The sequence below is a fragment of the Pseudomonas sp. genome, assembly GCF_030150285.1.
Classification (GTDB): Bacteria; Pseudomonadota; Gammaproteobacteria; order Pseudomonadales; family Pseudomonadaceae; genus Aquipseudomonas.
The window spans coordinates 69,927-95,075 of sequence record NZ_JASLGE010000094.1 but is presented as its reverse complement, the minus strand read 5'-3'; the positions used below and the strand labels follow the sequence as shown (position 1 = coordinate 95,075).

The 25,149-nt window shown below is 58.6% G+C and carries 29 protein-coding genes; 18 read left to right on the top strand and 11 right to left on the bottom strand.

The window, feature by feature from the left end:
* The first annotated feature begins 25 nt into the window (after positions 1-25).
* Together Q1W15_RS22370 and Q1W15_RS22365 are read left to right on the top strand one after the other, a co-directional pair.
* Positions 26-1,402 (top strand): glutamine synthetase family protein, encoded by a 1,377-nt coding sequence (locus Q1W15_RS22370; RefSeq protein WP_300732645.1) that lies wholly within the window; start codon positions 26-28, stop codon positions 1,400-1,402.
* Between the two features lie 108 nt (positions 1,403-1,510).
* A complete protein-coding gene (locus Q1W15_RS22365; protein WP_300732643.1) occupies positions 1,511-2,182 on the top strand; it encodes a TetR/AcrR family transcriptional regulator in 672 nt (223 codons plus the stop codon).
* A 181-nt stretch (positions 2,183-2,363) separates the two neighbouring features.
* Here the strand turns inward: Q1W15_RS22365 and tauD are convergent, their stop codons facing one another.
* Genes tauD through tauA form a run of 4 tightly spaced genes read right to left on the bottom strand, consistent with a single transcriptional unit; the run spans position 2,364 to position 5,887 of the window.
* A complete protein-coding gene (gene tauD, locus Q1W15_RS22360) occupies positions 2,364-3,197 on the bottom strand; it encodes a taurine dioxygenase (protein ID WP_300732640.1) in 834 nt (277 codons plus the stop codon).
* 55 nt (positions 3,198-3,252) lie between these two features.
* Entirely contained in the window at positions 3,253-4,089 is an 837-nt protein-coding gene (gene tauC, locus Q1W15_RS22355) for a taurine ABC transporter permease TauC (RefSeq protein WP_300732639.1), read from the bottom strand.
* The gene (tauB, locus tag Q1W15_RS22350) at positions 4,086-4,880 is read right to left on the bottom strand and encodes a taurine ABC transporter ATP-binding subunit (protein ID WP_300732637.1); all 795 of its coding nucleotides are present in this window, start codon (positions 4,878-4,880) and stop codon (positions 4,086-4,088) included. The genes tauC and tauB overlap by 4 nt, the downstream gene beginning before the upstream one ends.
* 26 nt (positions 4,881-4,906) lie before the next feature.
* Positions 4,907-5,887 (bottom strand): taurine ABC transporter substrate-binding protein, encoded by a 981-nt coding sequence (gene tauA / locus Q1W15_RS22345; RefSeq protein ID WP_300732634.1) that lies wholly within the window; start codon positions 5,885-5,887, stop codon positions 4,907-4,909.
* Between the two features lie 486 nt (positions 5,888-6,373).
* Between tauA and Q1W15_RS22340 the strand changes: the two genes are divergently transcribed.
* The 9 genes from Q1W15_RS22340 (at position 6,374) to Q1W15_RS22300 (ending at position 14,533) form a co-directional block, all read left to right on the top strand.
* The gene (locus tag Q1W15_RS22340; protein ID WP_300732632.1) at positions 6,374-7,741 is read left to right on the top strand and encodes an OprD family porin; all 1,368 of its coding nucleotides are present in this window, start codon (positions 6,374-6,376) and stop codon (positions 7,739-7,741) included.
* Between the two features lie 291 nt (positions 7,742-8,032).
* Positions 8,033-8,671 (top strand): peroxiredoxin, encoded by a 639-nt coding sequence (locus Q1W15_RS22335; protein ID WP_300732631.1) that lies wholly within the window; start codon positions 8,033-8,035, stop codon positions 8,669-8,671.
* 501 nt (positions 8,672-9,172) lie between these two features.
* Positions 9,173-9,766, top strand: a complete 594-nt coding sequence (gene ssuE, locus Q1W15_RS22330) for an NADPH-dependent FMN reductase (protein ID WP_300732628.1) — start codon at positions 9,173-9,175, stop codon at positions 9,764-9,766.
* Between the two features lie 100 nt (positions 9,767-9,866).
* Positions 9,867-10,844 carry a sulfonate ABC transporter substrate-binding protein gene (locus Q1W15_RS22325; protein ID WP_300732625.1) on the top strand — a complete coding sequence of 326 codons (978 nt, stop codon included), beginning with the start codon at positions 9,867-9,869 and terminating at the stop codon, positions 10,842-10,844.
* A gap of 31 nt (positions 10,845-10,875) precedes the next feature.
* Positions 10,876-12,024, top strand: a complete 1,149-nt coding sequence (gene ssuD / locus Q1W15_RS22320) for an FMNH2-dependent alkanesulfonate monooxygenase (RefSeq protein WP_300732622.1) — start codon at positions 10,876-10,878, stop codon at positions 12,022-12,024.
* A 7-nt stretch (positions 12,025-12,031) separates the two neighbouring features.
* The gene (gene ssuC, locus Q1W15_RS22315; protein WP_300732618.1) at positions 12,032-12,838 is read left to right on the top strand and encodes an aliphatic sulfonate ABC transporter permease SsuC; all 807 of its coding nucleotides are present in this window, start codon (positions 12,032-12,034) and stop codon (positions 12,836-12,838) included.
* Positions 12,835-13,641, top strand: a complete 807-nt coding sequence (gene ssuB, locus Q1W15_RS22310) for an aliphatic sulfonates ABC transporter ATP-binding protein (protein WP_300732615.1) — start codon at positions 12,835-12,837, stop codon at positions 13,639-13,641. Before ssuC ends, ssuB begins: the two co-directional genes overlap by 4 nt.
* A gap of 35 nt (positions 13,642-13,676) precedes the next feature.
* Positions 13,677-13,892, top strand: a complete 216-nt coding sequence (locus Q1W15_RS22305; RefSeq protein WP_003444581.1) for a molybdopterin-binding protein — start codon at positions 13,677-13,679, stop codon at positions 13,890-13,892.
* 182 nt (positions 13,893-14,074) lie between these two features.
* On the top strand, positions 14,075-14,533 hold the full coding sequence (locus tag Q1W15_RS22300; RefSeq protein ID WP_300732605.1) for a transposase: 459 nt from the start codon (positions 14,075-14,077) through the stop codon (positions 14,531-14,533).
* A gap of 70 nt (positions 14,534-14,603) precedes the next feature.
* Here Q1W15_RS22300 and trpA read toward each other — a convergent pair whose 3' ends face one another.
* Together trpA and trpB are read right to left on the bottom strand one after the other, a co-directional pair.
* Complete coding sequence (gene trpA / locus Q1W15_RS22295; protein WP_300732600.1) at positions 14,604-15,413, bottom strand: tryptophan synthase subunit alpha; 810 nt, start codon at positions 15,411-15,413, stop codon at positions 14,604-14,606.
* Positions 15,413-16,639, bottom strand: coding sequence for a tryptophan synthase subunit beta (gene trpB, locus Q1W15_RS22290; protein ID WP_300732596.1), 1,227 nt, complete (start codon positions 16,637-16,639; stop codon positions 15,413-15,415). Before trpB ends, trpA begins: the two co-directional genes overlap by 1 nt.
* Before the next feature lie 117 nt (positions 16,640-16,756).
* Here trpB and Q1W15_RS22285 point away from each other — a divergent pair, with 117 nt between their 5' ends.
* Positions 16,757-17,653, top strand: coding sequence for a LysR family transcriptional regulator (locus Q1W15_RS22285; RefSeq protein ID WP_300732587.1), 897 nt, complete (start codon positions 16,757-16,759; stop codon positions 17,651-17,653).
* Here Q1W15_RS22285 and Q1W15_RS22280 read toward each other — a convergent pair.
* Positions 17,650-17,976 carry a YqjD family protein gene (locus Q1W15_RS22280; RefSeq protein ID WP_300732584.1) on the bottom strand — a complete coding sequence of 109 codons (327 nt, stop codon included), beginning with the start codon at positions 17,974-17,976 and terminating at the stop codon, positions 17,650-17,652. The two genes, Q1W15_RS22285 and Q1W15_RS22280, sit on opposite strands and share 4 nt — an antisense overlap.
* A 151-nt stretch (positions 17,977-18,127) precedes the next feature.
* Between Q1W15_RS22280 and Q1W15_RS22275 the strand changes: the two genes are divergently transcribed.
* Entirely contained in the window at positions 18,128-18,343 is a 216-nt protein-coding gene (locus Q1W15_RS22275; RefSeq protein WP_300732581.1) for a dodecin, read from the top strand.
* A gap of 119 nt (positions 18,344-18,462) precedes the next feature.
* Positions 18,463-18,690, top strand: coding sequence for a DUF1161 domain-containing protein (locus tag Q1W15_RS22270; RefSeq protein ID WP_300732578.1), 228 nt, complete (start codon positions 18,463-18,465; stop codon positions 18,688-18,690).
* A 59-nt stretch (positions 18,691-18,749) separates the two neighbouring features.
* Here Q1W15_RS22270 and Q1W15_RS22265 read toward each other — a convergent pair whose 3' ends face one another.
* Positions 18,750-19,754 carry an LLM class flavin-dependent oxidoreductase gene (locus Q1W15_RS22265; protein ID WP_300732576.1) on the bottom strand — a complete coding sequence of 335 codons (1,005 nt, stop codon included), beginning with the start codon at positions 19,752-19,754 and terminating at the stop codon, positions 18,750-18,752.
* Between the two features lie 214 nt (positions 19,755-19,968).
* Here Q1W15_RS22265 and Q1W15_RS22260 point away from each other — a divergent pair, with 214 nt between their 5' ends.
* Positions 19,969-20,400, top strand: coding sequence for an OsmC family protein (locus Q1W15_RS22260; RefSeq protein ID WP_300732570.1), 432 nt, complete (start codon positions 19,969-19,971; stop codon positions 20,398-20,400).
* 148 nt (positions 20,401-20,548) lie between these two features.
* On the top strand, positions 20,549-20,782 hold the full coding sequence (locus Q1W15_RS22255; RefSeq protein WP_300732567.1) for a DUF1161 domain-containing protein: 234 nt from the start codon (positions 20,549-20,551) through the stop codon (positions 20,780-20,782).
* Positions 20,783-20,785: 3 nt separating this feature from the next.
* Here Q1W15_RS22255 and Q1W15_RS22250 read toward each other — a convergent pair whose 3' ends face one another.
* A complete protein-coding gene (locus tag Q1W15_RS22250) occupies positions 20,786-21,202 on the bottom strand; it encodes a hypothetical protein (protein ID WP_300732563.1) in 417 nt (138 codons plus the stop codon).
* 147 nt (positions 21,203-21,349) lie between these two features.
* On the opposite strand from Q1W15_RS22250, the gene Q1W15_RS22245 reads away from it, so the two are divergent.
* Entirely contained in the window at positions 21,350-22,414 is a 1,065-nt protein-coding gene (locus tag Q1W15_RS22245; RefSeq protein WP_300732560.1) for an aminopeptidase, read from the top strand.
* Here Q1W15_RS22245 and Q1W15_RS22240 read toward each other — a convergent pair.
* Positions 22,383-23,021, bottom strand: coding sequence for a dual specificity protein phosphatase family protein (locus tag Q1W15_RS22240; protein ID WP_300732558.1), 639 nt, complete (start codon positions 23,019-23,021; stop codon positions 22,383-22,385). The two genes, Q1W15_RS22245 and Q1W15_RS22240, sit on opposite strands and share 32 nt — an antisense overlap.
* Before the next feature lie 328 nt (positions 23,022-23,349).
* Here Q1W15_RS22240 and Q1W15_RS22235 point away from each other — a divergent pair, with 328 nt between their 5' ends.
* Complete coding sequence (locus Q1W15_RS22235; RefSeq protein WP_300732555.1) at positions 23,350-23,775, top strand: DUF4399 domain-containing protein; 426 nt, start codon at positions 23,350-23,352, stop codon at positions 23,773-23,775.
* 122 nt (positions 23,776-23,897) lie between these two features.
* Here the strand turns inward: Q1W15_RS22235 and serA are convergent, their stop codons facing one another.
* Positions 23,898-25,127, bottom strand: a complete 1,230-nt coding sequence (gene serA, locus Q1W15_RS22230; protein ID WP_300732552.1) for a phosphoglycerate dehydrogenase — start codon at positions 25,125-25,127, stop codon at positions 23,898-23,900.
* Positions 25,128-25,149 lie beyond the last annotated feature (22 nt).

Below are 25,149 nucleotides of genomic sequence, written 5' to 3'. Positions count from 1 at the left end.
TTTTTAACAACAAAGGTGTTGCATCATGTCGGTACCCCCGCGTGCCGTTCAGCTTAACGAAGCGAACGCGTTCCTTAAGGATCATCCTGAGGTTCTGTACGTAGACCTTCTAATTGCGGATATGAATGGTGTGGTGCGCGGCAAGCGCATCGAACGCACCAGCCTCCACAAGGTTTACGAGAAGGGCATTAACCTGCCTGCCTCTTTATTTGCTCTGGATATCAACGGCTCTACGGTGGAAAGCACCGGCCTGGGCCTGGACATCGGTGATGCTGACCGGATCTGTTATCCAATCCCCGACACCCTGTGCAATGAACCCTGGCAAAAGCGCCCAACCGCGCAACTGCTGATGACCATGCACGAACTTGAAGGTGAACCTTTCTTCGCCGACCCGCGCGAAGTACTGCGTCAAGTTGTTACCAAATTTGACGATCTTGGCCTGACCATCTGCGCTGCTTTCGAGCTGGAGTTCTACCTGATCGACCAGGAGAACGTGAACGGCCGCCCACAGCCTCCCCGCTCACCGATTTCCGGCAAACGCCCGCACTCGACACAGGTCTACCTGATTGACGACCTCGACGAATACGTCGACTGCCTCCAGGACATTCTGGAAGGTGCCAAAGAGCAAGGCATTCCCGCTGACGCCATTGTTAAAGAAAGTGCCCCGGCGCAGTTCGAAGTGAACCTGCACCACGTCGCCGACCCAATCAAGGCCTGTGACTACGCGGTACTGCTCAAACGCCTGATCAAAAACATCGCCTACGACCATGAAATGGACACCACCTTCATGGCCAAGCCTTACCCAGGCCAGGCGGGCAACGGGTTACACGTTCATATTTCGATTCTGGATAAAGACGGCAAAAACATTTTTGCCAGCGAGGATCCCGAGCAGAACGCCGCATTGCGCCATGCAATCGGCGGTGTGCTGGAGACCCTACCGGCGCAGATGGCGTTCCTTTGCCCTAACGTGAACTCCTACCGTCGTTTTGGCGCACAGTTCTATGTGCCGAACTCGCCGTGCTGGGGCCTGGACAACCGTACCGTGGCCATCCGCGTGCCAACCGGCTCGGCCGACTCGGTGCGTATCGAACACCGGGTCGCCGGTGCCGATGCCAACCCGTACCTGTTGATGGCCTCTGTATTGGCCGGCATCCACCACGGGCTGACCAACAAGATCGAGCCGGGCGCGCCCGTCGAAGGCAACAGCTACGAGCAGAACGAACAAAGCCTGCCGAACAACCTGCGTGATGCCCTGCGTGAGCTGGACGACAGTGAAGTCATGGCCAAATACATCGACCCGAAATACATCGATATTTTTGTAGCCTGCAAAGAGAGCGAGCTGGAAGAGTTTGAACACTCCATCTCCGACCTCGAGTACAACTGGTACCTGCATACCGTATAAACGGTTGCTGCCCCGAAAACGCCGCCAACCTCAGGGTTAGCGGCGTTTTTTTATGGGCGCGGCCTTTACCCGGCTCGTACAATGCTGGCTGCCCTGCTGGAGACACCCATGACGCGCCCACCCGCCCCACGCGCCACCCCCCGCAAGCCCCGCGCACGCAGCCAGGAACGGATCGACCTGATCCTTGAGGCGGCCCGCACCTTGCTGGCGACTGACGGCGTGGCCAGCCTGTCGATTTACAGCGTGGCCGAGCGCGCCGAGATCCCGCCCTCGTCGGTGTACCACTTTTTTGCCGGGGTGCCTGCACTGCTGGAAGCGTTGACGGGGGATGTACACGCCGCCTTCCGCGCCTGCTTGCAGGCCCCCATCGAGCACGAGCAACTAAGCGGCTGGCGTGACCTGTCACGCCTGATTGAACAGCGCATGCTGAGCCTCTACAGCGAAGACGCCGCAGCGCGGCAATTGATTCTGGCCCAACACGGGCTCACCGAAGTGAACAAAGCCGACCGCCAGCACGACCTCGAACTGGGCCAACTGATGCATGCGGTATTTATGCGCCACTTTGAGCTGCCCGTATTGCCCGACGACGTGGATGTGTTTGCATTGGCGATGGAATTGGGCGACCGCGTGTACGCGCGCTCCATCCAGTTGCACGAACACATCACCCCGCGCATGGCCGAAGAAGGCATGCGGGTGGTGGATGCGTATTTGGGGTTGTACCTGCCGCCGTTTTTACCCAAACGCCACACCCCAACATCGTACGAACGAGCTTGCTCGTGATCTGTTGATCTGGTTTTTGATCGAAGGCCCCCCTTAAAGCTCCATCAAAGTAACACGGCGTAAAGCCGGAACCTTAAGTGGCCGTGACCGCAGCAATGGATAGAATTGCTGCACGACAGCGTGGCGTCATTGAGCGTTTAAAGATCAAAAGATCGCGAGCAAGCTCGCTCCTACAGGGGGGTTAAAACGGGGCATCGCCCAAAATGGTGGCGCGGTGCATGACGCGGCGGTTCGGGCGGTAATCGTCAACGGCGTAATGCTGGGTGACGCGGTTGTCCCAAAAGGCCACGTCATTTTCCTGCCAACGCCAGCGAATCGTGTACTCCGGGCGGGTCGCGTGGGCGAACAACAACGCAAGAATCGCCGCGCTTTCAGTGTCTGACAGTTCGTTGATTTTCGTGGTGAAGCCTTCGTTGACGAACAGCGATTTGCGCCCACTCACCGGGTGCGTGCGCACCACCGGGTGTGACAGCGGCGGGTTGCTTTTACGCGTCTGCTCCCAACGCGCCAGGTCTTCTGGGGTCGAGCCGAAACGCTCCAGCGGAAAGGACTTGGTGAAATCGTGGGTAGCGGTCAGCCCGTCCAGCAGCGCCTGCAGTGGCTTGGACAACCCTTCAAACGCCGCGATGCCACTGGCCCACAAGGTGTCGCCACCAAAGGCCGGCAACTGCTTGGCGCTCAACACCGCGCCCAGCGCGGGCGTCGGCAGGAAGGTCACGTCGGTGTGCCAGATCGCGTTGTCGCGCACATCCGTGACCGCCGTATCCAGTACCAGCACTTCAGGTTGTTCCGGCACATTGGGGTAGATCGGGTGAATATGCAGGTCCCCGAAATTAGCCGCAAAGCGCGCTTGCTGTGTCGGGGTGATGGACTGCTGCTTGAAGAAAATCACCTGGTGCTTAAGCAAGGCCTGTTCGATGGCATCGCGGTGCTCCAGGCTCAAGGGTAAGGTCAGGTCAACGCCGTCAATCTGGGCACCCAGGGCAGCGCTAAGCGGGGTAATGGTCAGGCTCATGGTCGTCTCTTTTTCAGCGCGCCGATTGATCAGCGTCGTGGTGTATTCAAAAGGGTTAGTGAGCCTGGCCGTGCCACGGCACCAGCTTGCGTTGCAGGGCGCGCAGGCCCATTTCCATGGCGAAGGCGATAATGGCAATCACCAGAATCCCCAGTACCACCACGTCGGTGACCAGAAACTGCGCGGCGGACTGCACCATGAAACCCAGGCCGCTGGTGGCGGCAATCAATTCGGCGGCCACCAGCGTCGACCAGCCCACACCCAGGCCAATGCGCACGCCGGTGAGAATGTCCGGCAAGGCACTTGGCAAAATCACGTAGCGAATCAACTGCCAGCGGGTAGCCCCCAACGATTGCGCGGCTCGTACCTTGGCCGGGTCGACGGTACGCACGCCGGTGGCGGTCGCGATGGCAATCGGGGCAAAGATCGCCAGGTAAATCAGCAGCACTTTTGACAGTTCACCAATGCCACACCAGATCACGATAAGGGGCAGGTACGCCAGCGGTGGAATGGGGCGATAGAACTCGATCAACGGGTCGAAAATGCCACGCGCAATGCGGTTGTAGCCAATGGCAATGCCCACCGGTACTGCGGTCAAAATCGCAAACCCCAAGCCCAGGCCGATACGGCTCAAACTCGCGGCCAGGTGCTGCCACAACGTAGAGTCCATATAGCCGTCAGTCATCAGCAGCCACGCTTTTTGCAGCACCGCCGAGGGAGGCGGCAGAAACAGCGGCTCGATCATTGCGGTGGCCGTCACCGCCCACCAGATAGCGATCAACGTGACGAGGGTCAGCACACTGATCCAGCGCGTGCTCAGGCTGCGCTTGGCCGGGCGCGGCGCGTGAGGTGCCGCCACCGGGGCGGCTGGAACCGCTTCATAAATGCTCATGCGCGCTCCTGCCGCTGAGCGGCACCACGTTGTGAAAACACGCGCTCAAGCACGTGTTCACGGGTTTCGATAAAACGAGGGTCGGACTTGATCGAACGGGCCGACTCACCCGCGTTGTAACGCTTGCCAAAATCCAGGCTCAGGCGTTCAACGATACGGCCGGGGTTCGGGGCCAACAGAATCAGGTCTGTGGCCAGGAACACCGCTTCTTCGATGTCGTGGGTAATCAGAAAGACGGGTTTGTCTGTGCGCTGGCACACTTGCAGCAGCAGTTCTTGCATCTGCTCACGGGTAAAAGCGTCGAGGGCACCGAACGGCTCATCCATCAGCAACACCCGCGGGTCGGCAGCCAAGGCACGGGCCAGGCCTACGCGTTGTTTCTGGCCGCCCGACAGTTCCCACACGCGGCGGTGCTCGAAGCCCGACAAATCCACCAGCGCCAACATTTCGCGGGCACGGCTTTCACGTTTGCTTCGCGCAACACCTGCCAGTTCAAGGCCGAACGCCACGTTGGCCAGCACGTCTTGCCACGGCAGCAGCACGTCGTCCTGAAACACCACGCCGCGCTCGGCGCTCGGACCTTTGACCGGTGCACCATCGAGCGTGATACGCCCGGCGCTTGGCTCGACGAAGCCTGCGATCAAATTCAGCAGCGACGTTTTACCGCTGCCTGAAGGGCCAAGTGCGACCAGCAACTGCTGAGGGCCGAGGTTGACGGAAATGTCCGACAGCACCGGCTCAGCTGCGCCCGGGTACTGTGCGCTGATGCGCTCCAGTGATAACAAGGCCATGACCGTAGACTCCTGCGGGGCGTAAGTTATTGAGTGATGAACTTGGCGGTAACCGACGGTGCGTAGTCCGGCAGTACGGCATCAACCTTTTTCTGCTCTTTCAAGAAGGCAGCGGTGTCAGCCAAGGCTTTAGTGGTAGGCGCGCCCAGCAAGGTGACTTGATCAGCCGCCAACGGGAAGACGTTGCCTTCAAGCAGCACAGGAATATCCGTCGCTTTGGCACCCGAAAGATTCGCGACTTTGTCGATGTTGCTTTGATTGGCCAACCAGGCTTTCGGGTCCTTGCGGTAGTCGGCGTAGGCATCCAGTGTCACGTCGGCAAATTGCTTAACCACTTGCGGGTTTTTCTCGGCGAAATCCTTGCGCACGATCCAGGCATCAAAGGTCGGAGCGCCGAGCTTGCCCAGCTCACCCGAGGTAATCAGCACCTTGCCGTTTTCTTTAGCGACACCCAGTGCCGGGTCCCACACATAGGTGGCGTCGATATCGCCGCGCTTCCAGGCGGCGGCAATGGCAGGTGGTGCGAGGTTCAGAATCTGTACTTTCGACGGGTCAATATTCCAGTGCTTCAACGCTGCCAGCAGGCTGTAGTGGCCCGTGGAGACAAACGGCACGGCAACCTTTTTGCCGACCAGGTCTTGCGGGGTGGTAATGCCTGCGCCATTACGCGCCACCAGCGCTTCAGAACCGCCCAGCTGGGTGGCGATCAAGAACGTCTCGACCGGCACCTTGCGGGTAACAGCAGCCGTCAGCGGGCTTGAACCCAAGTAGGCGATCTGCACATCACCCGAGGCGATAGCGGCAATGATGTCTGCGCCGTTATCAAATTTGCGCCACTTGATATTTGCCCCGGTCGCCTTTTCGTAGGCACCGTCGGCCTGAGCGACTTTGGCCGGGTCAACCGTGGTTTGGTAAGCAACGGTGACATCCGCGGCGGCCTGTGCAAAAAAGCTGGCACCTGCCAGGGACAACGCGGCAAAAAGGCGCAAGGGAAAACGCAGTTTCATGGTCAAGCTCCTCGACAGGCTGCCGGGTATCGGCAGGAAGCTAGATTAAATGATCTAAGAAAGCGTAAATAAATAACCTTTAAGCATTAGCTTATAAAGTTCCGACACCTCACGCGTCCTCCTGCACACGCCATTTTGGGTCCGCCCGACCGTGCACCTTTTTTAAGCACGCAGGGCTATTAAAAGTTTCATGAAATTCTGTTTAGGCATTAGACCAAAAATGGATAGCATTCTCGCCGCGCGTAGGAAAGGCCCCCGCCATATTCATTTATGGAATGAAAACTTCAGAAATAATTATTTTTGGGTTTATGGGAAAGCCCGTATTCTGCACCGCCAATGACAAATGATTAGACAAAGGTCGTAGACATGATTGGTTACGATTGACTTGGCAGTCGCTGTCTGGCGCTAATCGCGCATCTGTAGACCCGAGGCATTAGACCTTGGGCTAAAGAACTACAAAAATTAGAAACGTAAAGGAGCAGGACAATGAATAAATCCACGTTGGCCATTACCGTGGCCTTGGGTTTGTTGGCACAGCAAGCGAGCGCAGCTGGCTTCATCGAAGACAGCAAGGCCACGCTGAAACTGCGCAACTTCTACATCAACAACGATAACCGTGACTCGGGTACCAAAGCGGCTGGCGCACAAAGCAAGGTTGAAGAATGGGGCCAGGGCTTCCAGCTGGACTTCACTTCCGGCTTCACCCAAGGCACCGTGGGCTTCGGTCTGGATGCCATTGGTCTGCTGGGCGTCAAACTGGACTCCAGCGCTGGCAAACACGGCAACCCGAGCGGCACCGCGTCGGGCGGCTCGGTCTTTCCAAGCAACGGCAACAAGGCTGCCGATGATTTCTCCAGCCTGGGCCTGACCGCCAAAGCTAAAATCTCCGAAACTGAATTGCGCCTCGGTACGCTGCAGCCAAAACTGCCCGTAATCGTGACCAACGATGGCCGTTTGCTGCCGCAAACCTTCCAGGGCGGTCAGATCACCTCCAACGAGTTCAAGGACCTGACCTTCATCGGTGGTCAAATCGAACACGCCAAAGGCCGTAACTCCAGCAACAACGAAGGCCTGTCGATTGCCGGTGCCAACGCGGGCTCGAACTACAATTCGGGCAAGTTTGTTAACAAGTTCTACTACGGCGGCGCTGACTACAAGGTCAACAAAGACCTGTTGCTGCAGTACTACTACGGCAACCTGGAAGACTTCTACAAGCAGCACTTCCTGGGCCTGGTACACAACTGGTCCATCGGCCCGGGCGTGTTGAAGACAGACCTGCGCTACTTCAACAGCAGCGATGACGGCAAAAATGGCCACGATCCGCTGTACTACACCACCGGCAGCTACGCCAACAGCTCGTTGGGTAACGGCAGAGGCAAAGTCGACAACAACCTGTGGAGCGGCTTGTTCCTGTACACCGTTGAAGGCCACACCTTCGGTGGCGGCTACCAGTCCAGCAACGGCAGCAGCGACTTCCCGTTCCTGAACCAGGGCGACGGTGCATCGGCTTACATCACCACCGACTCGCAAATCTCCAAGTTTGCCCGTGCGGGCGAGCGTACCTGGCAAGGCCGCTACTCGTATGACTTCGCCAAACTGGGCGTTCCTGGCCTGACGGCTGGCGTTGTGTACCTGCGTGGCGACAACATCGACACCTACGGCGGCAAAAAACAAACCAGCAATGGTGCCACCGAGTGGGAACGTGACATCACCCTGGCCTATGTGGTCCAGGAAGGTGCTCTGAAGAACCTGGGCTTCATGTGGAAAAACGCCATGTGGCGCAATGACATTGCGGGCCAGCGCGACCAGGACGAAAACCGTCTGATCGTCAGCTACTCGATCCCGTTGTTGTAAGCCGGTTGTAGCAAAAGGTTAAAAAGCCCTGCCCGGCGCAATGCCGGGCAGGGTGTTGACCGACGATCGACACAATCAATTCGCAACACATTAAAACCGCCAGCGTCCTGCTGAACCCTTGCCTAAACCTGAACTCAGGGTGCTCCCACGGCTGGGCCGCGTCCAATGAAACAGTTTTTAATATTCTTTTAAGTTCTAATTAAATCAATATTTATTCTTTTTAATCTACTCATGGCACAGGCAGAGTAAACCCATCACGCCCTGCCCTTCCCTCTAAAAAGGAGCTGCACCATGAGCCTCAGACTCGGCGACATCGCCCCCGACTTCGAACAGGATTCCAGCGCCGGCACCCTCCGTTTCCATGAATGGCTGGGCGACAGTTGGGGCGTGCTGTTTTCGCACCCGGCAGACTTCACGCCGGTATGCACCACCGAACTGGGCTTTACCGCCAAGCTCAAGGACGAGTTCGCCAAGCGCGGCGTCAAGGCTATCGCGCTGTCGGTTGACCCGGTGGACTCGCACCACCAGTGGATCGACGACATCAACGAAACCCAGCACACCGTGGTCAATTTTCCGATCCTGGCCGATGCCGACCGCAAAGTTTCCGACCTGTATGACCTGATTCACCCCAATGCCAGTGACACCCTGACGGTGCGCTCGCTGTTCGTGATTGATCCGAACAAGAAAATTCGCCTGACCATTACCTACCCGGCCAGCACAGGCCGCAACTTCAACGAGATTTTGCGAGTGATTGATTCGCTGCAACTGACCGACAACTACAAAGTCGCCACCCCGGCCAACTGGCAGGACGGTGATGAGGTGGTGATCGTGCCGTCGCTCAAGGATGAAGACGACATCAAGAAACGCTTCCCCAAGGGCTACCGCGCCGTGAAGCCCTACCTGCGCCTGACCCCACAGCCGAACAAATAACCCAACCTCCCCGTAAGAGGGGCCGCGCCGTCGTTCAGCAATCCTATCCATTGCTGCGGTCACGGCCACTTAAGGTTCCGGCTTTACGCCGTGGGCCGCCGCGATCGGCCAGCGTGGTTTAAGGGGGCCCTTTAGATCAAAAACCAGATCAAAAGATCACGAGCAAGCTCGTTCCTACAAACGCTGCCATCCGTGATCCGTAGGAGCAGCCGGTCGACGCTCGATTGCTCGCGATCTTTTGATTTTTTTTGGAACGCTCGCGAGCAATCGAGGGCCGACTGGCGGCTCCTGCCGCGTTTTACCGTCTTCAAGTGCAACAGGGTTTAAGGCCGTTTTAACGGCCTTTTTTTTCGCCCGAAAACAGGTCACTCACATATGCACTTAAGGAATAAACAAATGAATAAATATGATTTATGGATATATAAATCACCTGTTAATGTCAGCCCATCAAAGCGAAAACGCTGACAACGGCTTACACCCAATCATTCAAGGAAATCCTAGATGCTGGTCGTCACACTCGGAGGAAGCCCCAGCCAACGATCCCGCTCCGGGGTGTTGCTGGACCGCGCCAAACACTGGCTCAACCAGAAAGGCGTCGAAGTGGTGAGTTACCAAGTACGGGACTTTCCTGCTGAAGATTTACTGCACGCCCGCTTCGACAGCCCGGCCGTTATCGACTTGTTGCAACAGATCGACAATGCCGATGGCCTGGTCATTGCGACCCCGGTGTACAAGGCCTCTTTCAGCGGTGCCCTGAAGACCGTACTCGACTTGCTGCCTGAGCGCGCACTGAGCCACAAAGTGGTGTTGCCCATTGCCACCGGCGGCAGCATCGCGCACATGCTGGCGGTGGACTACGCCCTCAAACCGGTGCTGTCGGCGCTTAAGGCCCAGGAAATGCTGCAGGGCATCTTTGCCGAGGACAGCCAGATTGCCTATGGCGAAGGCGGGGCTCCCGCGCAGTTGGTGCCGGTGCTGGAGCAGCGTTTAAGCGAGTCTCTGGAGCAGTTCTATAGCGCTCTGGCCCGCCGCCCCAAACCGCTGGACCCCAACATCCTCAACGAGCGCCTGGTCACGGCTCGCTGGAGTATTTGAACCTGGAGGCACCCGCTTGCTCGCGCTTTTTTCAAGATCAAACGATCGCGAGCACGCTCGCTCCCACACGCCGTACAACCCAATAACAAAGGAGAGCGCCATGCGCCCTGTCATTTTGCGTCGCGGCCTGGTCGCCCTGTTAGCAGCAGCGGTGTCCTTCGGTGCCGTCACCCAGGCTCAAGCCGATACCCTGCGCATTGGTTATCAAAAGTACGGCACGCTGGTGCTGCTCAAAGCCAAGGGCACGCTGGAAAAGCGCTTGGCCGAGCAAGGCGTTGACGTGAAATGGACCGAGTTTCCTGGCGGCCCTCAATTGCTGGAAGGCTTGAACGTCGGCTCAATCGACTTCGGCGTCACCGGTGAAACACCCCCTGTATTTGCCCAGGCCGCGGGGGCCGACCTGCTGTATGTCGCCTATGAGCCGCCAGCGCCTACCAGCGAAGCGATTCTGGTGCCCAAGGATTCACCGATCACCTCAGTGAAAGACCTTAAAGGCAAAAAAGTGGTGCTCAACAAAGGTTCCAACGTTCACTACTTGTTGGTGCGCGCCCTTGAAGACGCGGGCCTGAAATACACCGATATCCAGACCGTCTTCCTGCCCCCGGCCGATGCCCGCGCAGCATTTGAGCGCGGCAGCGTCGATGCCTGGGTCATCTGGGACCCGTACCAGGCCGCCGCCGAGCAACAGTTACAAGCACGCACCCTGCGCGATGCCACCGGCATTGCCGACAACCACCAGTTCTATCTGGCGACCAAGCCCTACGCCCAACAACACCCCAAGGTCATCGAAACCCTGGTCGACGAAGTGCGCAATGTCGGTGAATGGGCCAAGGCCAACCCGGATGAAGTAACCCGTCAAGTGGCACCGATCCTTGGCCTGCCCGCAGACATCACCCTGACCTCGGTTAAACGCCAGGGCTACGGCGCGCAATTCCTGACGCCGGCAGTGATCGACGCGCAGCAAAAAATCGCTGACAGCTTCCATCAGCTCAAGCTGATTCCAAAGCCGTTAGTGATCAAAGACGTGATCTGGACACCGGCCGCTGACGTGACCAACGCCAACGCCAACGCCAACTAATGCTTGCTGCACCCATTTAGGAGACCACTCCATGAGCCTCAATATTTTCTGGTTCCTGCCCACGCACGGTGACGGCCATTACCTTGGCACCTCCGAAGGCGCACGCGCGGTAGACCACGGCTACCTGCAACAAGTGGCGCAAGCCGCAGACCGCTTGGGTTTTGGTGGGGTGCTGATCCCGACCGGGCGTTCATGCGAAGACTCGTGGCTGGTGGCCGCGTCGCTGATCCCAGTGACTCAGCGTCTGAAATTCTTGGTGGCTCTGCGCCCTGGCATTGTCTCGCCCACCGTGGCGGCGCGTCAGGCGGCCACGCTGGACCGGCTGTCCGGCGGGCGGGCGCTGTTTAATCTGGTGACCGGCGGCGATCCGGACGAACTGGCCGGGGATGGCCTGTTTTTGAGCCATGAAGAACGCTACCAGGCATCGGTGGAGTTCACCCGTATCTGGCGCCGCGTACTGGAAGGCGAAACCGTTGACTACGACGGCCAGCACATCAAGGTCAAAGGGGCCAAGTTGCTCTACCCGCCGATCCAGCAGCCGCGCCCGCCGCTGTACTTCGGCGGCTCGTCGGAAGCCGCGCAGGACTTGGCCGCCGAGCAGGTCGAGATGGTCCTGACCTGGGGTGAGCCGCCGGCCGCCGTTGCCGAAAAAATCGAACAGGTGCGCGCCAAGGCCGCCAAGCTCGGGCGCACTGTGCGCTTCGGGATTCGCCTGCACGTAATCGTGCGTGAAACCAACGAAGAGGCCTGGAAGGCTGCTGACAAACTGATTTCGCATCTGGACGACGACACCATTGCCCGTGCCCAGGCTTCGTTGGCGCGCTTCGACTCCGTCGGCCAGCAACGCATGGCCGCGCTGCACGGCGGCAGCCGCGACCACCTCGAAGTCAGCCCTAACCTGTGGGCAGGCGTGGGCTTGGTACGCGGCGGCGCAGGCACGGCACTGGTCGGTGATGGCCCAACCGTGGCCGCACGGGTCAAGGAATACGCCGACCTGGGCATCGATACCTTTATTTTCTCGGGCTACCCGCACCTCGAAGAATCGTACCGCGTGGCTGAGTTGTTGTTCCCGCACCTGGATATCGAGCGCCCGGAGCTACCCAAAAGCGCCGGTTACGTGAGCCCGTTCGGCGAAATGGTCGCCAACGACATTATCCCTAAAGCCGCGTCGCAGAGCTGAGGCGGCCATGAGTACGGCAAAGGCTTCGCGCCTCTCACGCATCGCTCATCAATGGGCACCCTGGGCCTTGCCACTGTTGCTGCTGGCGGTGTGGCAGTTGTCGGTGTCGGCGGGCTGGTTGTCCACCCGCATCCTGCCCGCTCCCAGCGCCGTGATCGAGGCCGGTGTGGAATTGGTCCGCAGCGGCGAACTCTGGAAACACCTGGCCATCAGCGGCTGGCGGGCCGGCGTTGGTTTCTTGATTGGCGGTAGCATCGGCCTGGCGCTGGGCTTTATCACCGGGCTGTCGAAGTGGGGCGAACGCCTGCTCGACAGTTCGGTGCAAATGATCCGCAACGTGCCGCACCTGGCGCTGATCCCGTTGGTGATCCTGTGGTTCGGCATTGATGAGTCTGCGAAGATTTTTCTGGTGGCGCTGGGCACGTTGTTCCCCATCTACCTCAACACCTACCACGGCATCCGTAACGTCGACCCGGCGCTGGTGGAAATGGCCCGCAGCTACGGTTTGTCCGGGTTCAGCCTGTTTCGCCAAGTGATTTTGCCGGGAGCCTTGCCCTCCATTCTGGTCGGTGTGCGTTTTGCGCTGGGCTTTATGTGGCTGACGCTGATCGTGGCCGAAACCATTTCTGCCAGTTCCGGCATTGGCTACCTGGCGATGAACGCCCGGGAGTTTTTACAAACCGACGTGGTGGTACTGGCGATTATTCTGTACGCGGTCCTCGGCAAATTGGCTGACAGCGCGGCCCGAGGGCTGGAACGCGTGTGGTTGCGCTGGCACCCGGCGTATCAAGTGACGAAAGGCGGTGCAGCATGACGGCTCAACAACCTCCCCACTTGCGCCAAGGCATCCCGCTGGCGATCAAGGGGCTGCAAAAATCCTTTGGCGAACGCCAGGTTCTGCGAGGCATCAACCTGCATATCCCGGCCGGGCAATTCGTGGCCGTGGTAGGCCGCAGCGGCTGCGGCAAAAGCACCTTGATGCGCTTGCTGGCCGGCCTCGACCAGCCCACTGCCGGGCAGTTATTGGCGGGCAGCGCACCGCTGCAAGACGCTCACGACAACACACGGCTAATGTTCCAGGAAGCGCGCTTGCTGCCCTGGAAAAAAGTCATCGACAACGTTGGCCTGGGCCTTACCGGCGACTGGCGCCCCAAAGCGCTCAAGGCGCTGGAAGAAGTGGGCTTGGCCGAACGTGCCAATGAATGGCCGACTGCCCTGTCGGGTGGGCAAAAGCAGCGCGTCGCCTTGGCTCGGGCCTTGATTCACCAACCGCGCTTGCTGCTGCTGGATGAACCGCTAGGTGCTCTGGACGCGCTGACACGAATTGAAATGCAGCAACTGATCGAACGCCTGTGGCACCAGCACGGTTTTACCGTGTTGCTGGTGACCCATGACGTCAGTGAAGCCGTTGCCATTGCCGACCGCGTGATCCTGATCGAAGACGGCGAGGTCGGGCTCGATCTCATCGTTGAACTCAAACGCCCCCGTGTACGGGGCTCGCACAGGCTGGCAGCGCTGGAAACCGAAGTGCTTAACCGCGTGCTTTCACTCCCTGGCTCGCCGCCTGAGCCAGAACCCGTCGCACCGCTGCCCACGCAATTGCGTTGGGCGCAATAACCTCACTTTTCTATCCCAAGACAGGAATCGACACCATGACCATTAAAGCCATCAACGTTCGCAACCAGTTCAAAGGCCACATCAAGGAAATCGTGCTGGGCGACGTATTGTCTGAAATTGACGTACAGACCGCTTCCGGCATCGTCACCTCCGTGATCACCACCCGCTCGGTCAAAGAGCTGGAACTGGTGGTGGGCAGCGAAGTGATCGCCTTCGTTAAATCCACCGAAGTGTCCATCGCCAAGCTCTAAACCGTGGGTTACCCACACCCCCGAAAGGCGCGAGCCCTTCGGGGTTTTTTTGTGGTTAAAAAAGATCAAAAAATCGCGAGCAAGCTCGCTCCTACGACAGCACGACATATCCGGCACCACTGTTATCATACGGCCTTTGGATAGTCACACTAGCCTTCCCCCTTTGCGTCGGGGGTTAAGGAATGCCAAGCGCTGCTCATGCATGTCGGCTTCGTCGGGGCCGGTTTTCCGAGACGGGTCGTGTCTATTCAGTGACCGCTATGGTTAAAAACCGAGCGCGACCCTTCAATGATTTTCATTTAAGTCGTCTTTTGATTAATGAATTCAGGCGGACACAAACAGAAGGCTCGGTGACATCACTGGCGTGGGTGGTGATGCCCGATCATTTTCATTGGCTGATCGAGCTGCGAGGCCGTTGTTTGTCGACGGTCCTGCAACGTACAAAATCACGCAGCGCCAGAGCGATCAATACGGCCAGCGGCAGCAAAGGACCTTTCTGGCAGCACGGTTTTCATGAACGAGCAATTCGCCGTCACGAAGACATTGTCATTGTGGCGCGCTATCTAGTCGCCAATCCATTACGCGCAGGGCTGGCAAAGCGGCTGGGGGACTACCCGCATTGGGATGCCATTTGGCTGTGAACCTCGTCCTGTAGGAGCGAGCTTGCTCGCGATCTTTGCACGCGATTGGCAAGCCCGCCCTACTGCAACATCAATGCCTGGCGGTGCGTACGCCTTCAGCCAGGGACGCGCACAGGCTCAAGACGCCATCCACGGCTTGTTCTGGCGTGGCTGCGTTTTGGATTTTGTCGATCAAGGCCGAGCCCACGACCACGCCGTCGGCCAGGCGCGCTATGGCAGCGGCCTGTTCCGCGGTGCGAATGCCGAAACCGACGCTGATCGGCAAGTCGGTATGACGACGCAGGCGTTCGATCGCCGCGCTGACTTGCTCGGTGGTCGCAGAACCCGCCCCGGTTACACCGGCTACTGACACGTAGTAAACAAACCCCGAACTGCCGGCCAAGACGGTCGGCAAACGAGCGTCGTCGGTGGTCGGGGTGGTCAGGCGGATAAAGTCCAGGCCCGCCGCTTGCGCCGGGTTGCACAGTTCATTGTTGTGCTCGGGCGGCATGTCCACCACGATCAGGCCGTCTACGCCGCTTTCTTTGGCTTCGGCAATAAAACGGGCCACGCCATAGTGGTGGATCGGGTTGAAGTACCCCATCAGCACCAGCGGTGTGTCGCTGTTGCCTTCGCGGAACTCGCGCACCATCTGCAACGTTTTGGCCAGGTTTTGCTTGGCCCCCAGCGCACGGATGTTGGCCAGCTGAATGGCCGGGCCGTCGGCCATCGGGTCGGTGAACGGCATGCCCAGCTCGATCACGTCAGCACCCGCCGCCGGCAAGCCTTTGAGAATAGCCAGCGAGATGTCGTAGCCAGGGTCACCGGCGGTGACAAAGGTCACCAGCGCGGCGCGGTTTTGTTCCTTGAGGGCGGTGAAACGCGTTTGCAGGCGGCTCATCAGTGTTTCTCCTGCTGGGACTGCTGTTGTTGAGCGTGGTGCATCACGGTTTGCATGTCTTTGTCGCCTCGGCCGGACAGGTTAACCACCATCAGGTGGTCGGCAGGCAGGGTCGGCGCGCGCTTGAACACTTCGGCCAATGCGTGGGCGCTTTCCAGGGCCGGGATAATGCCTTCAAGACGGCAGCATTTGTGGAACGCTTGCAGGGCTTCGTCGTCCGTCACCGAGGTGTATTGGACCCGGCCGATGTCATACAACCACGCGTGTTCCGGGCCAATACCGGGGTAATCAAGACCGGCCGAAATCGAGTGCGCGTCGATGATCTGACCGTCGTCGTCCTGAAGCAAGAAGGTACGGTTACCGTGCAACACCCCCGGCTCGCCGCCATTGAGACTGGCAGCGTGCTGACCGGTTTCGATGCCGTAACCCGCGGCTTCCACGCCGATGATCTCAACGTCGGTGTCATCCAGGAATGGATGGAACAGGCCCATCGCGTTGGAACCACCGCCAATGCACGCCACCAGACTGTCGGGCAAGCGACCTTCCTGGGCCTGCATCTGCTCGCGGGTTTCCTTGCCGATCACGGCCTGGAAGTCGCGCACCATCGCCGGGTACGGGTGCGGGCCGGCCACGGTGCCGATCAGGTAGAAGGTGCTGTCAACGTTTGTCACCCAGTCGCGCAGCGCTTCGTTCATCGCGTCTTTCAAGGTGCCCGTGCCGGCTACCACCGGGATCACTTCAGCCCCCAGCAGCTTCATGCGGAACACGTTGGCCTGCTGGCGCTCAATGTCGGTGGTGCCCATGTAGATCACGCACTGCAAGCCAAAACGGGCGGCAACGGTGGCCGTCGCCACGCCGTGCATGCCGGCACCGGTCTCGGCAATGATGCGTTTTTTGCCCATGCGCCGCGCCAGCAGAATCTGGCCGATACAGTTGTTGATCTTGTGCGCGCCCGTATGGTTCAGCTCTTCGCGCTTGAGGTAGATTTTGGCACCGCCGCAGAACTCGGTCAGGCGCTCAGCAAAGTACAGGGGGCTTGGCCGGCCGACATAATCGCGCTGGAAGTAGGCCAGTTCCTTGATGAACTCCGGGTCTTTCTTGGCCAGTTCATACTCGCGATCCAGGTCCAGGATCAGCGGCATCAGGGTTTCAGCCACATAGCGGCCGCCGAATGAGCCGAACAGGCCATTGGCATCGGGGCCGTTACGCAAAGTGGATTGGGTCATGTGACGCTCCAGATAAAAAGGTACGAAGGTCGAGAACTGGGTCCGACTTTACCCGCGACAGGCCGGGATGAAAACCGATAAGATCGACACAACCTGTCAGGAAAACTCACACATACCATGAGCCGCGACCTGCCACCCCTGAACGCCTTGCGCGCCTTCGAAGCCACCGCCCGCTTAAGCAGTGTGAGCCTGGCGGCCGAGCAACTGAACGTCACCCACGGCGCAGTCAGCCGACAGCTCAAAGTGCTGGAGGAACACCTGGGGGTCAGTCTGTTTACCAAGGAAGGGCGCGGGCTCAAGCTGACCGATGCCGGACTGCGCCTGCGCGATGCCAGCAGCGAAGCCTTCGACCGCTTGCGCAATGTATGCAATGAACTCACGCAACGCCATGTCGACGCACCGTTTGTGCTGGGTTGTTCCGGGAGTTTATTGGCGCGCTGGTTTATTCCGCGCTTGGGCCGGTTGAATGCCGACTTGCCGGACCTGCGCCTGCACCTGTCCGCCGGCGAGGGCGATCTCGACCCGCGCAGGCCCGGTCTGGACGCCTTGCTGGTGTTCGCTGAACCGCCCTGGCCTGCCGACATGCAGGTATATGAGCTGGGCAGTGAGCGCATCGGCCCGGTGCTCAGCCCGCGCTTCGCCCATTACGAACACTTGCGCCATGCCCCGCCCGAGGCCTTGTGCAATGAACGCCTGCTGCACACCACCTCACGGCCACAGGCATGGCCCAGCTGGGCGCGGCACAGCGCACTGGATGCCGGGCAATTGCAGTACGGTCAGGGGTTTGAGCACTTGTACTATTTGCTTGAAGCCGCAGTCGCGGGCTTGGGGGTGGCGATAGCGCCCGAGCCACTGGTGGCCGAGGACTTGCGGGCGGGACGCCTGGCTGCGCCGTGGGGCTTCAAGGAAACCCCGGCGCAGCTGGCGTTGTGGCTGCCTAAACGCGCCGCCGACGGGCGAGCCCGGCAATTGGCGCAATGGCTCAAAGCCGAGCTGGCCCGTGACGTGGATTAGTTGCCGCGCTTACACATCAAAAAGGCCGCCAGCAGGCCCAATGCCCCGATCGCGACACCGGCCGTGGCATACGGGTGCTCTTGCGCGTAGTCACGGGTGGCGATAGCGGTTTCGCGGGTCTTGTCTTTCACGTCTTCAAACGCATCAGTGAGCAGGTGACGCGAATGCTTCAACGCATTCTCGGCATTGCTTTTCAGCGCTTTGAGGGTTTTTTTGGACTCGTCCGAAGCATCGTCCTTAAGGCTTTCCAGAGACTTAAGCAGGCTTTCGATCTCAGCTTCCATGCTTTGCAATGAGGCTTTACGTAAAGAATTGCTAGCCATTGTGGCTCTCCTGCAGTGATGAGTGAGTGTGTTAAGTCCGACTCCAGCGATTTCAGAAAGTGCAGAAAACCTGAAGTATTCCTGTACGAAAGGTCACAGAGTGTAGAGCGCAATCGCTGCTAGGCTTTGATCTTCGACAAAGGAGAATGTTATGTCTGACCATCACACCTACAAAAAAATCGAACTGGTAGGCTCGTCCCCGAGCAGCATAGAAGACGCCATCGGTAATGCACTGGCCGAAGCCAACAAAAGCATCAAACACTTGGAATGGTTCGAAGTGGTCGACACCCGCGGGCACATCAAGGACGGCAAAGTGGCGCACTATCAGGTCACGCTCAAGGTTGGTTTCCGTATCGCCAGCAGTTGAGCGAAATCATTCATTTGAACTAATGGACTGGCCGTTTGCCATAAACTCCGCTACACCGTCTGGGTGCGACGTGGCACATACACGCCGCACCCTTTTTGTTTGAACAGGGGATGTGACGGATGAAAAAAATTCTACTGGCAGCCGGTTTGTTGAGCCTGGCGGGCACCGCCTTCGCGGCGGGCAAGCCTTGCGAAGAGCTGAAAAGCGAAATTGCAGCAAAGATTGATGCCAATCACGTGCCTCACTACACGCTGACAGTCGTGGACAAAGGCACAACGCCGAGCGATCACACCGTGGTGGGATCGTGCGAGGCCGGCACTAAAGAGATCGCCTACAAGCGCGGCTAATCACCGCGCAACCTCGTAGGCCCGTAGGCGCGGGCTTGCTCGCGCCTACAGGGGCTCCGTCAGTTTGCTTTCATCACCTGCGACAGCAATTCATACGAATGAATGCGGTCCGCATGTTCGTACAAGTCACAGGTAAAAATCAGCTCATCGGCTTGGGTCTGCTCCACCAGTGCCTCCAGCTTGGCGCGTATTTTCTGCGGGCTGCCCACCATCGCCAACCCTAAAAAGCTCATCACGGCGTCCTTTTCATGGGGCAGCCACAGGCCATCCATTGTTGCTACCGGCGGGCGCTGCACCAGGCTCTGGCCCCGCATCAACGCCAGAATGCGCTGGTACACCGAGGTTGCCAGGTACTGCGCCTGTTCATCGGTGTCGGCCGCGACCAGTGGCACCCCGAGCATCACGTAGGGTTTGTCCAGCACCGCCGACGGTTTGAAGTGATTGCGGTAGACGCGAATCGCTTCATGCATCAAACGCGGTGCAAAATGGGAAGCGAAAGCGTAAGGCAAGCCGCGCTCACCGGCCAACTGCGCACTGAACAGGCTGGAGCCCAGCAGCCAGACCGGTACTTGAGTACCGGTGCCGGGCATCGCAATGACCCGCTGGTCCGGGGTACGCGGCCCGAGGTAACGCACCAGCTCGGCAACATCTTCCGGGAAATCATCGGCGCTGCCCGAACGCTCACGGCGCAAGGCGCGTGCGGTCATCTGGTCGGAACCGGGTGCTCGCCCAAGGCCCAGGTCAATGCGGCCCGGATAAAGGCTTTCGAGGGTGCCGAACTGCTCCGCAATCACCAGCGGGGCATGATTGGGCAGCATCACCCCGCCTGACCCCACCCGAATGGTTGACGTGCCACCCGCCAGATAGCCGATCAGCACCGAGGTCGCTGAACTGGCAATACCGTCCATATTGTGGTGTTCCGCCACCCAGAAACGGTTGTAGCCAAACTTTTCTACATGCTGAGCCAAGTCCAGCGAGTTGTGCAGCGACTGGGCGGCACTGCCCCCTTCGCGAACGGGCACCAAATCGAGGGTCGAGAATTTTGTTTCAGACAAGCGAGTCATCAGTTGGCTCTCCAGAGAGGACGCAGGCCATGACGCTCGCCAAAACCTGCCAGTGATCTTGCAATATGGGCATATACCCGAGTTTCAATAGCAGACTATGAATTGAGCCACAGAAAAAGACGATTGGTCTGACGAGCTGAACTTTCGGGCACCGACTACCCTCACAACTTCAAGCAAGGCGTGAAACCTTCACGCCGCTCTTCAGGAGGCACGCATGAGTATCAAAAAGAAAGCATCGGCTCATTGGGAAGGCGACCTTAAAACCGGTCTCGGCTCCATCTCCACCGAGACAGGCGTACTGCGCGAAGCGCCCTACGGCTTCAAGGCACGCTTTGAAGGCGGCAAAGGCACCAACCCTGAAGAACTGATCGGAGCCGCCCACGCGGGCTGCTTCTCAATGGCGCTGTCAATGATTCTGGGCAATGCCGGGCTCAAGGCCGACAGCATCGACACCCAGGCCGAAGTCACGCTGGACCAAGTGGACGGCGGGTTTGCGATCACCGCCGTGCACCTGGTGCTCAAGGCCAAAGTTCCGGGGGCAACCCAGCAGCAGTTCGACGAACTGACCACCCAGGCCAAAGAAGGCTGCCCGGTCTCCAAGGTGCTCAACGCCACCATTACGCTCGACGCTACCCTGTTGAGCTGAAGCAGGCTACCCCTGCACAGGCACGCCCCGTTCGCGGTGAATGGGGCGGCGTTCACCCGGGCAGTTCGCAAGCTGAACCGAATGTGATCGAATGACCACTGATCACCTCAGACCATCACATTGCGTACTGCATCAAGGGAGTTCCACCATGAAACGTTTCGCGCTGTTTGTTATCGGCTGCACCCTGGCGACATCCGCCCTGGCGGCACCCAAACCGTGTGAAGAGCTCAAGACTGAAATCGAAACCAAGATTCAGGCTAACAACGTGTCGTCATACACACTGGAAATCGTCGCGAACGAAGACGTGCACGACGAAAATCTGGTGGTCGGCACCTGTGAAAACGGCACCAAAAAGATCATCTATCAGAAGAACGACACCTGATCTTCACGGCAGGCAATTGACCAGCCGCTCCTCGGCCACCACGTTGCCCTCGGCGTTGTACAGCCGGGCATAGGCGTTAAACCCCAAGGAGCGTGCTTGTAGCCGGTAACGCTGGCCAGGCTGAAAATCCGCATAGTCGAGGGTGAGGTAGCACAAGCGTTCTTGCGGGTCACTGAACATGCCCATACCGCCCACAAACACTTCAAAGTCAAAGCGCACCATCAACTCATGACTGCCGGGTGCGACCTGAAAATAGCGGCCGTCAGTCAAGCGTTGGTTATCCAGACGTTCAGCCATCACCAGTTTGCCGGTTTGGGTCTCCAGGTCGATCCAGGCTTTGCCGGGATCAGCAGGCGGTAATGGCGTGCTGACGCAAGCGCTCAACGTCAAAGCCATGAGCATTGCCAAGAAGTGGCGCATAGACATATCCCGCGAATGTGGATTACAAGCATAACGCTGATTTCTGACTTACCCGAATCCCAATCGGTGCAAACGATCTTGCACGTGATTTATTGGTCTTTTAAAAGCAAAAGATCGCTCTTGCACCTCGCTTCTGTGGACTGTTCTATGACGCCGTTTGTCCGCTGTCTCCTGGTTCTTATCCTGCTACCGCTGATCAATGGCTGCTCCAGCACCCGGTATTACTCACAATTGGCGTCAGGGCAATGGCAACTGCTCAAGGCCCGGGAGCCTGTGGCCGATATCATCGCTGACCCGCAACGCCCTGCCGCCTTGCGCCAACAATTAGCCAAGGCCCAGGCCGCACGCACGTTTGCCAGCCAGCACCTGCACTTGCCCGACAACGCGAGCTATCGCCTGTACGCTGACCTCAAACGGCCTTACGTGGTGTGGAATGTGTTTGCCACCCCAGAGTTTTCCCTCAACCCCGTCACTCATTGCTTTGCCATTGCCGGGTGCGTGGCCTATCGGGGGTACTACACGCCAGGGGGCGCACGGGGCGAAGCGGCCTTGCAGCGCCAACAGGGTAAAGACGTGTACATCGGCGGGGTTGAGGCCTATTCGACCCTGGGCTGGTTTGATGACCCGCTGCTTAACAGCATGCTCGGCTGGGGGGATGACCGGGTCGCCGCGCTGATTTTTCACGAACTGGCGCACCAACAGGTGTACGTCAAAGATGACACCGCGTTCAACGAGTCCTTCGCCAGCTTCGTGGAACAACAAGGCCTGCGCCAATGGCGGGCCCAACAGGGCTTACCGCCGGCTGACCGTCACGCGGCACGCCAAAACGAGCAATTTGTGGGGCTGGTACTCGATACCCGCGAACGGCTGCAAACACTCTACGCACAGCCCTTGCCGGAGCCGCGCCTGCGTGAGCTGAAAGCGGCAGAATTTGAGCGCATGCGCCGCGAGTATCGTCAGTTGCGAGACCAACAATGGGGTGCCAACCCGCGTTTCGATGCCTGGATAGACGCGCCAATGAATAATGCCAAGCTATTGCCTTTTGGCTTGTACGAGCGCTGGGTGCCGGCGTTTGCAGCGCTGTTCAAGCAGAACGCCAGCCAATGGCCACAGTTCTATGCCGAGGTAGAGCGCGTCGCCCGGCTGGCACCGGAGCAACGCAAGGCAGCCTTGCAGTCGCTTATGTCTTCTGCGGCTTCAACCAGTTCATGACCACGCAAGACGCAAACGGGCGGGTGCTGCACGCGCCGCTGCTCAAGGCCTCACGCAGCTTCGGGATATCCGCTTGCATCATGTATTTCGCGCCATCCTTGAAGTGCGAGTTCTCACCAAAGCCGCCGGTCATTTCCTTCAGCGCCTCTTCCTTGCTCCAGTCCTGTACCACGACACGGTACATGGCCGCCATCAACCCCGTGCGGTCCACGCCATGCTTGCAGTGCATCAACACCGGCCCCTGGGCTTGTGCCGTTTGAATGGCTCGTAACGCAGCAAGCACGTCAGCATCGTCTACATGGTTAGTGCGGTAAGGCAACTGAACCTGTTTGACACCCGGTGTTTTCAGCCAAGCATCATCGGCCTCAGGCAGAAAATTAATCACCGTTGTGATCTGCAACTTTTTCAGCAAGGGTTCGGCAGCAGCGTCTGGCAGGGCGCTGCGATAGAGCGTCGGGGACATTTGATACAGGTTGTACTGCGCTTGCACGGGCACCGCCCACTGCGCCGGCCGGGATGTTGCCAGGTCGTCCGCGTGGGCCTGAGGCAGGGTAATCAACGCAAACAGCGTCAGGCATAGCGCAGGAAAAATCCGGGGTTTCTGCATATCAGGTCGGCCACGTAGTCGTGCGTAGGAAGAGGATCTAAAGCTTGAGGTCTGGCGGATAAAAACTCTGTGAGCCGTTTGTCAAAAAAGTGTCATGCCCGGCACAGAGCCTCTGGGCGTGCGGGAATACGGCCTCCGTCCTTAAATCATCCCAGCCACAGAGGCCGGCTATTCTTCATGCTCAATCGTCTACGCACGGGTATAACCGTAGGGTTAGCTGAAATCGAACCGATCCCGACGTTGAGGGGTCAAAGCGTGTGGTCAATGACGGCGCCGGGCACCTGCCTGAACGGGCATTACCCGGTTCCCTATAACATCGGAGAAACACATGAACACTCTACTGTCTCGCGTTGCACTGGCTTCTGTACTGATGGGCGCTTCGGTCATGGCCATGGCGGCCACCCCGGCACCTGAAGGCGCAAAAGTCTCCATCATCTCCCCAGCGGATGGGGCCACGGTGGATAAGACCTTCACGGTGAAATTCGGCATCGAAGGCATCGACCTCAAACCCGCTGGTGACCCAGCCCCGCACTCTGGCCACCACCATTTATTGATCGACGTCGACCAACCGATTGCCCCAGGCCAGGTCATCCCGACAGATGATCACCACGTACACTTCGGCAAAGCACAGACTGAAACCCAGCTCACACTGACGCCGGGCACGCACACCTTGCAACTGGAACTGGGTGACATGGGTCACCAGGCATTCGACCCGGTCATCGTGTCGAAGAAAATCACCGTGAATGTGAAATAAAAAAGGGAGCCCCTGAAAGGGGCTCCCTTTTTTTATTCGAGCTGCAAGCGTTGAGCTACAAGCGGCAAGCAAGCGCAGACCTGCTTTTGCCTTGAACGTGCCGCTTGAAGCTTGAAGCTGCTTTAAAACAAAACCCGGCAACGGATGGTGCCGTTGATGGTTTGCAGCTTCTCTTGCGCCAGGTCGGAAGACTCGGCGTCGACGTCGATCACCACATAGCCAACTTTCTCGTTGGTTTGCAGGAACTGGCCGGAGATGTTGATGCCGTTTTCGGCGAACACCTTGTTGATCTCGCTCATCACACCCGGAATGTTTTCGTGGATGTGCAGCAGACGGTGCTTGCCAGGGTGTGCCGGCAGGGCCACTTCCGGGAAGTTGACGGACGAAACCGATGTACCGTTGTCGCTGTACTTGACCAGTTTTTCTGCCACTTCCAGGCCGATGTTGGCCTGCGCTTCAGCGGTGGAGCCACCGATGTGCGGGGTCAGGATCACGTTGTCCAGGCCACGCAGCGGGCTTTCGAACACGTCATCGTTGGAGCGCGGCTCAACCGGGAACACGTCGATGGCGGCACCGATCAGGTGCTTGTCCTTGATGGCGTCAGCCAGGGCATCCAGCTCAACCACGGTGCCGCGTGCGGCGTTGATCAGAATGCCGCCCTTTTTGATGGCGCGGATTTCTTTCTCGCCGATCATCCACTGAGTGGCGGCGGTTTCAGGCACGTGCAAGGTCACGATGTCGGACATGCCCAACAGTTCGTGCAGGTTGCCGACCTGAGTGGCGTTGCCCAGCGGCAGTTTGGTCACGGTGTCGTAGAAGAACACCTGCATGCCCAAGCCTTCGGCCAGTACCGACAACTGAGTACCAATCGAGCCGTAACCCACGATACCCAGTTTTTTGCCGCGGATTTCAAAGGAGTTGGCCGCACTTTTGATCCAGCCACCACGGTGGCAGGAAGCGTTTTTCTCAGGGATGCCGCGCAGCAACAGGATCGCTTCAGCCAACACCAACTCAGCCACCGAACGGGTGTTGGAGTAAGGGGCGTTGAAAACAGCGATACCGCGTTCGCGAGCAGCGTTGAGGTCGACCTGGTTGGTGCCGATGCAGAAACAACCAACAGCGACCAGTTTCTTGGCGCAATCGAACACTTCTTCGGTCAGTTGAGTACGAGAACGGATGCCAATAAAGTGGGCATCAGCGATCTTTTCCTTCAACTGGGCTTCAGGCAAGGAACTGGTGATGTACTCGATGCTGGTGTAACCAGCAGACTTGAGTACGTCTACAGCGGATTGGTGGACGCCTTCCAAAAGAAGGAACTTGATCTTGCTCTTATCGAGAGAAGTCTTGCTCATCTGCGTAAACCTGTGTCCCAGA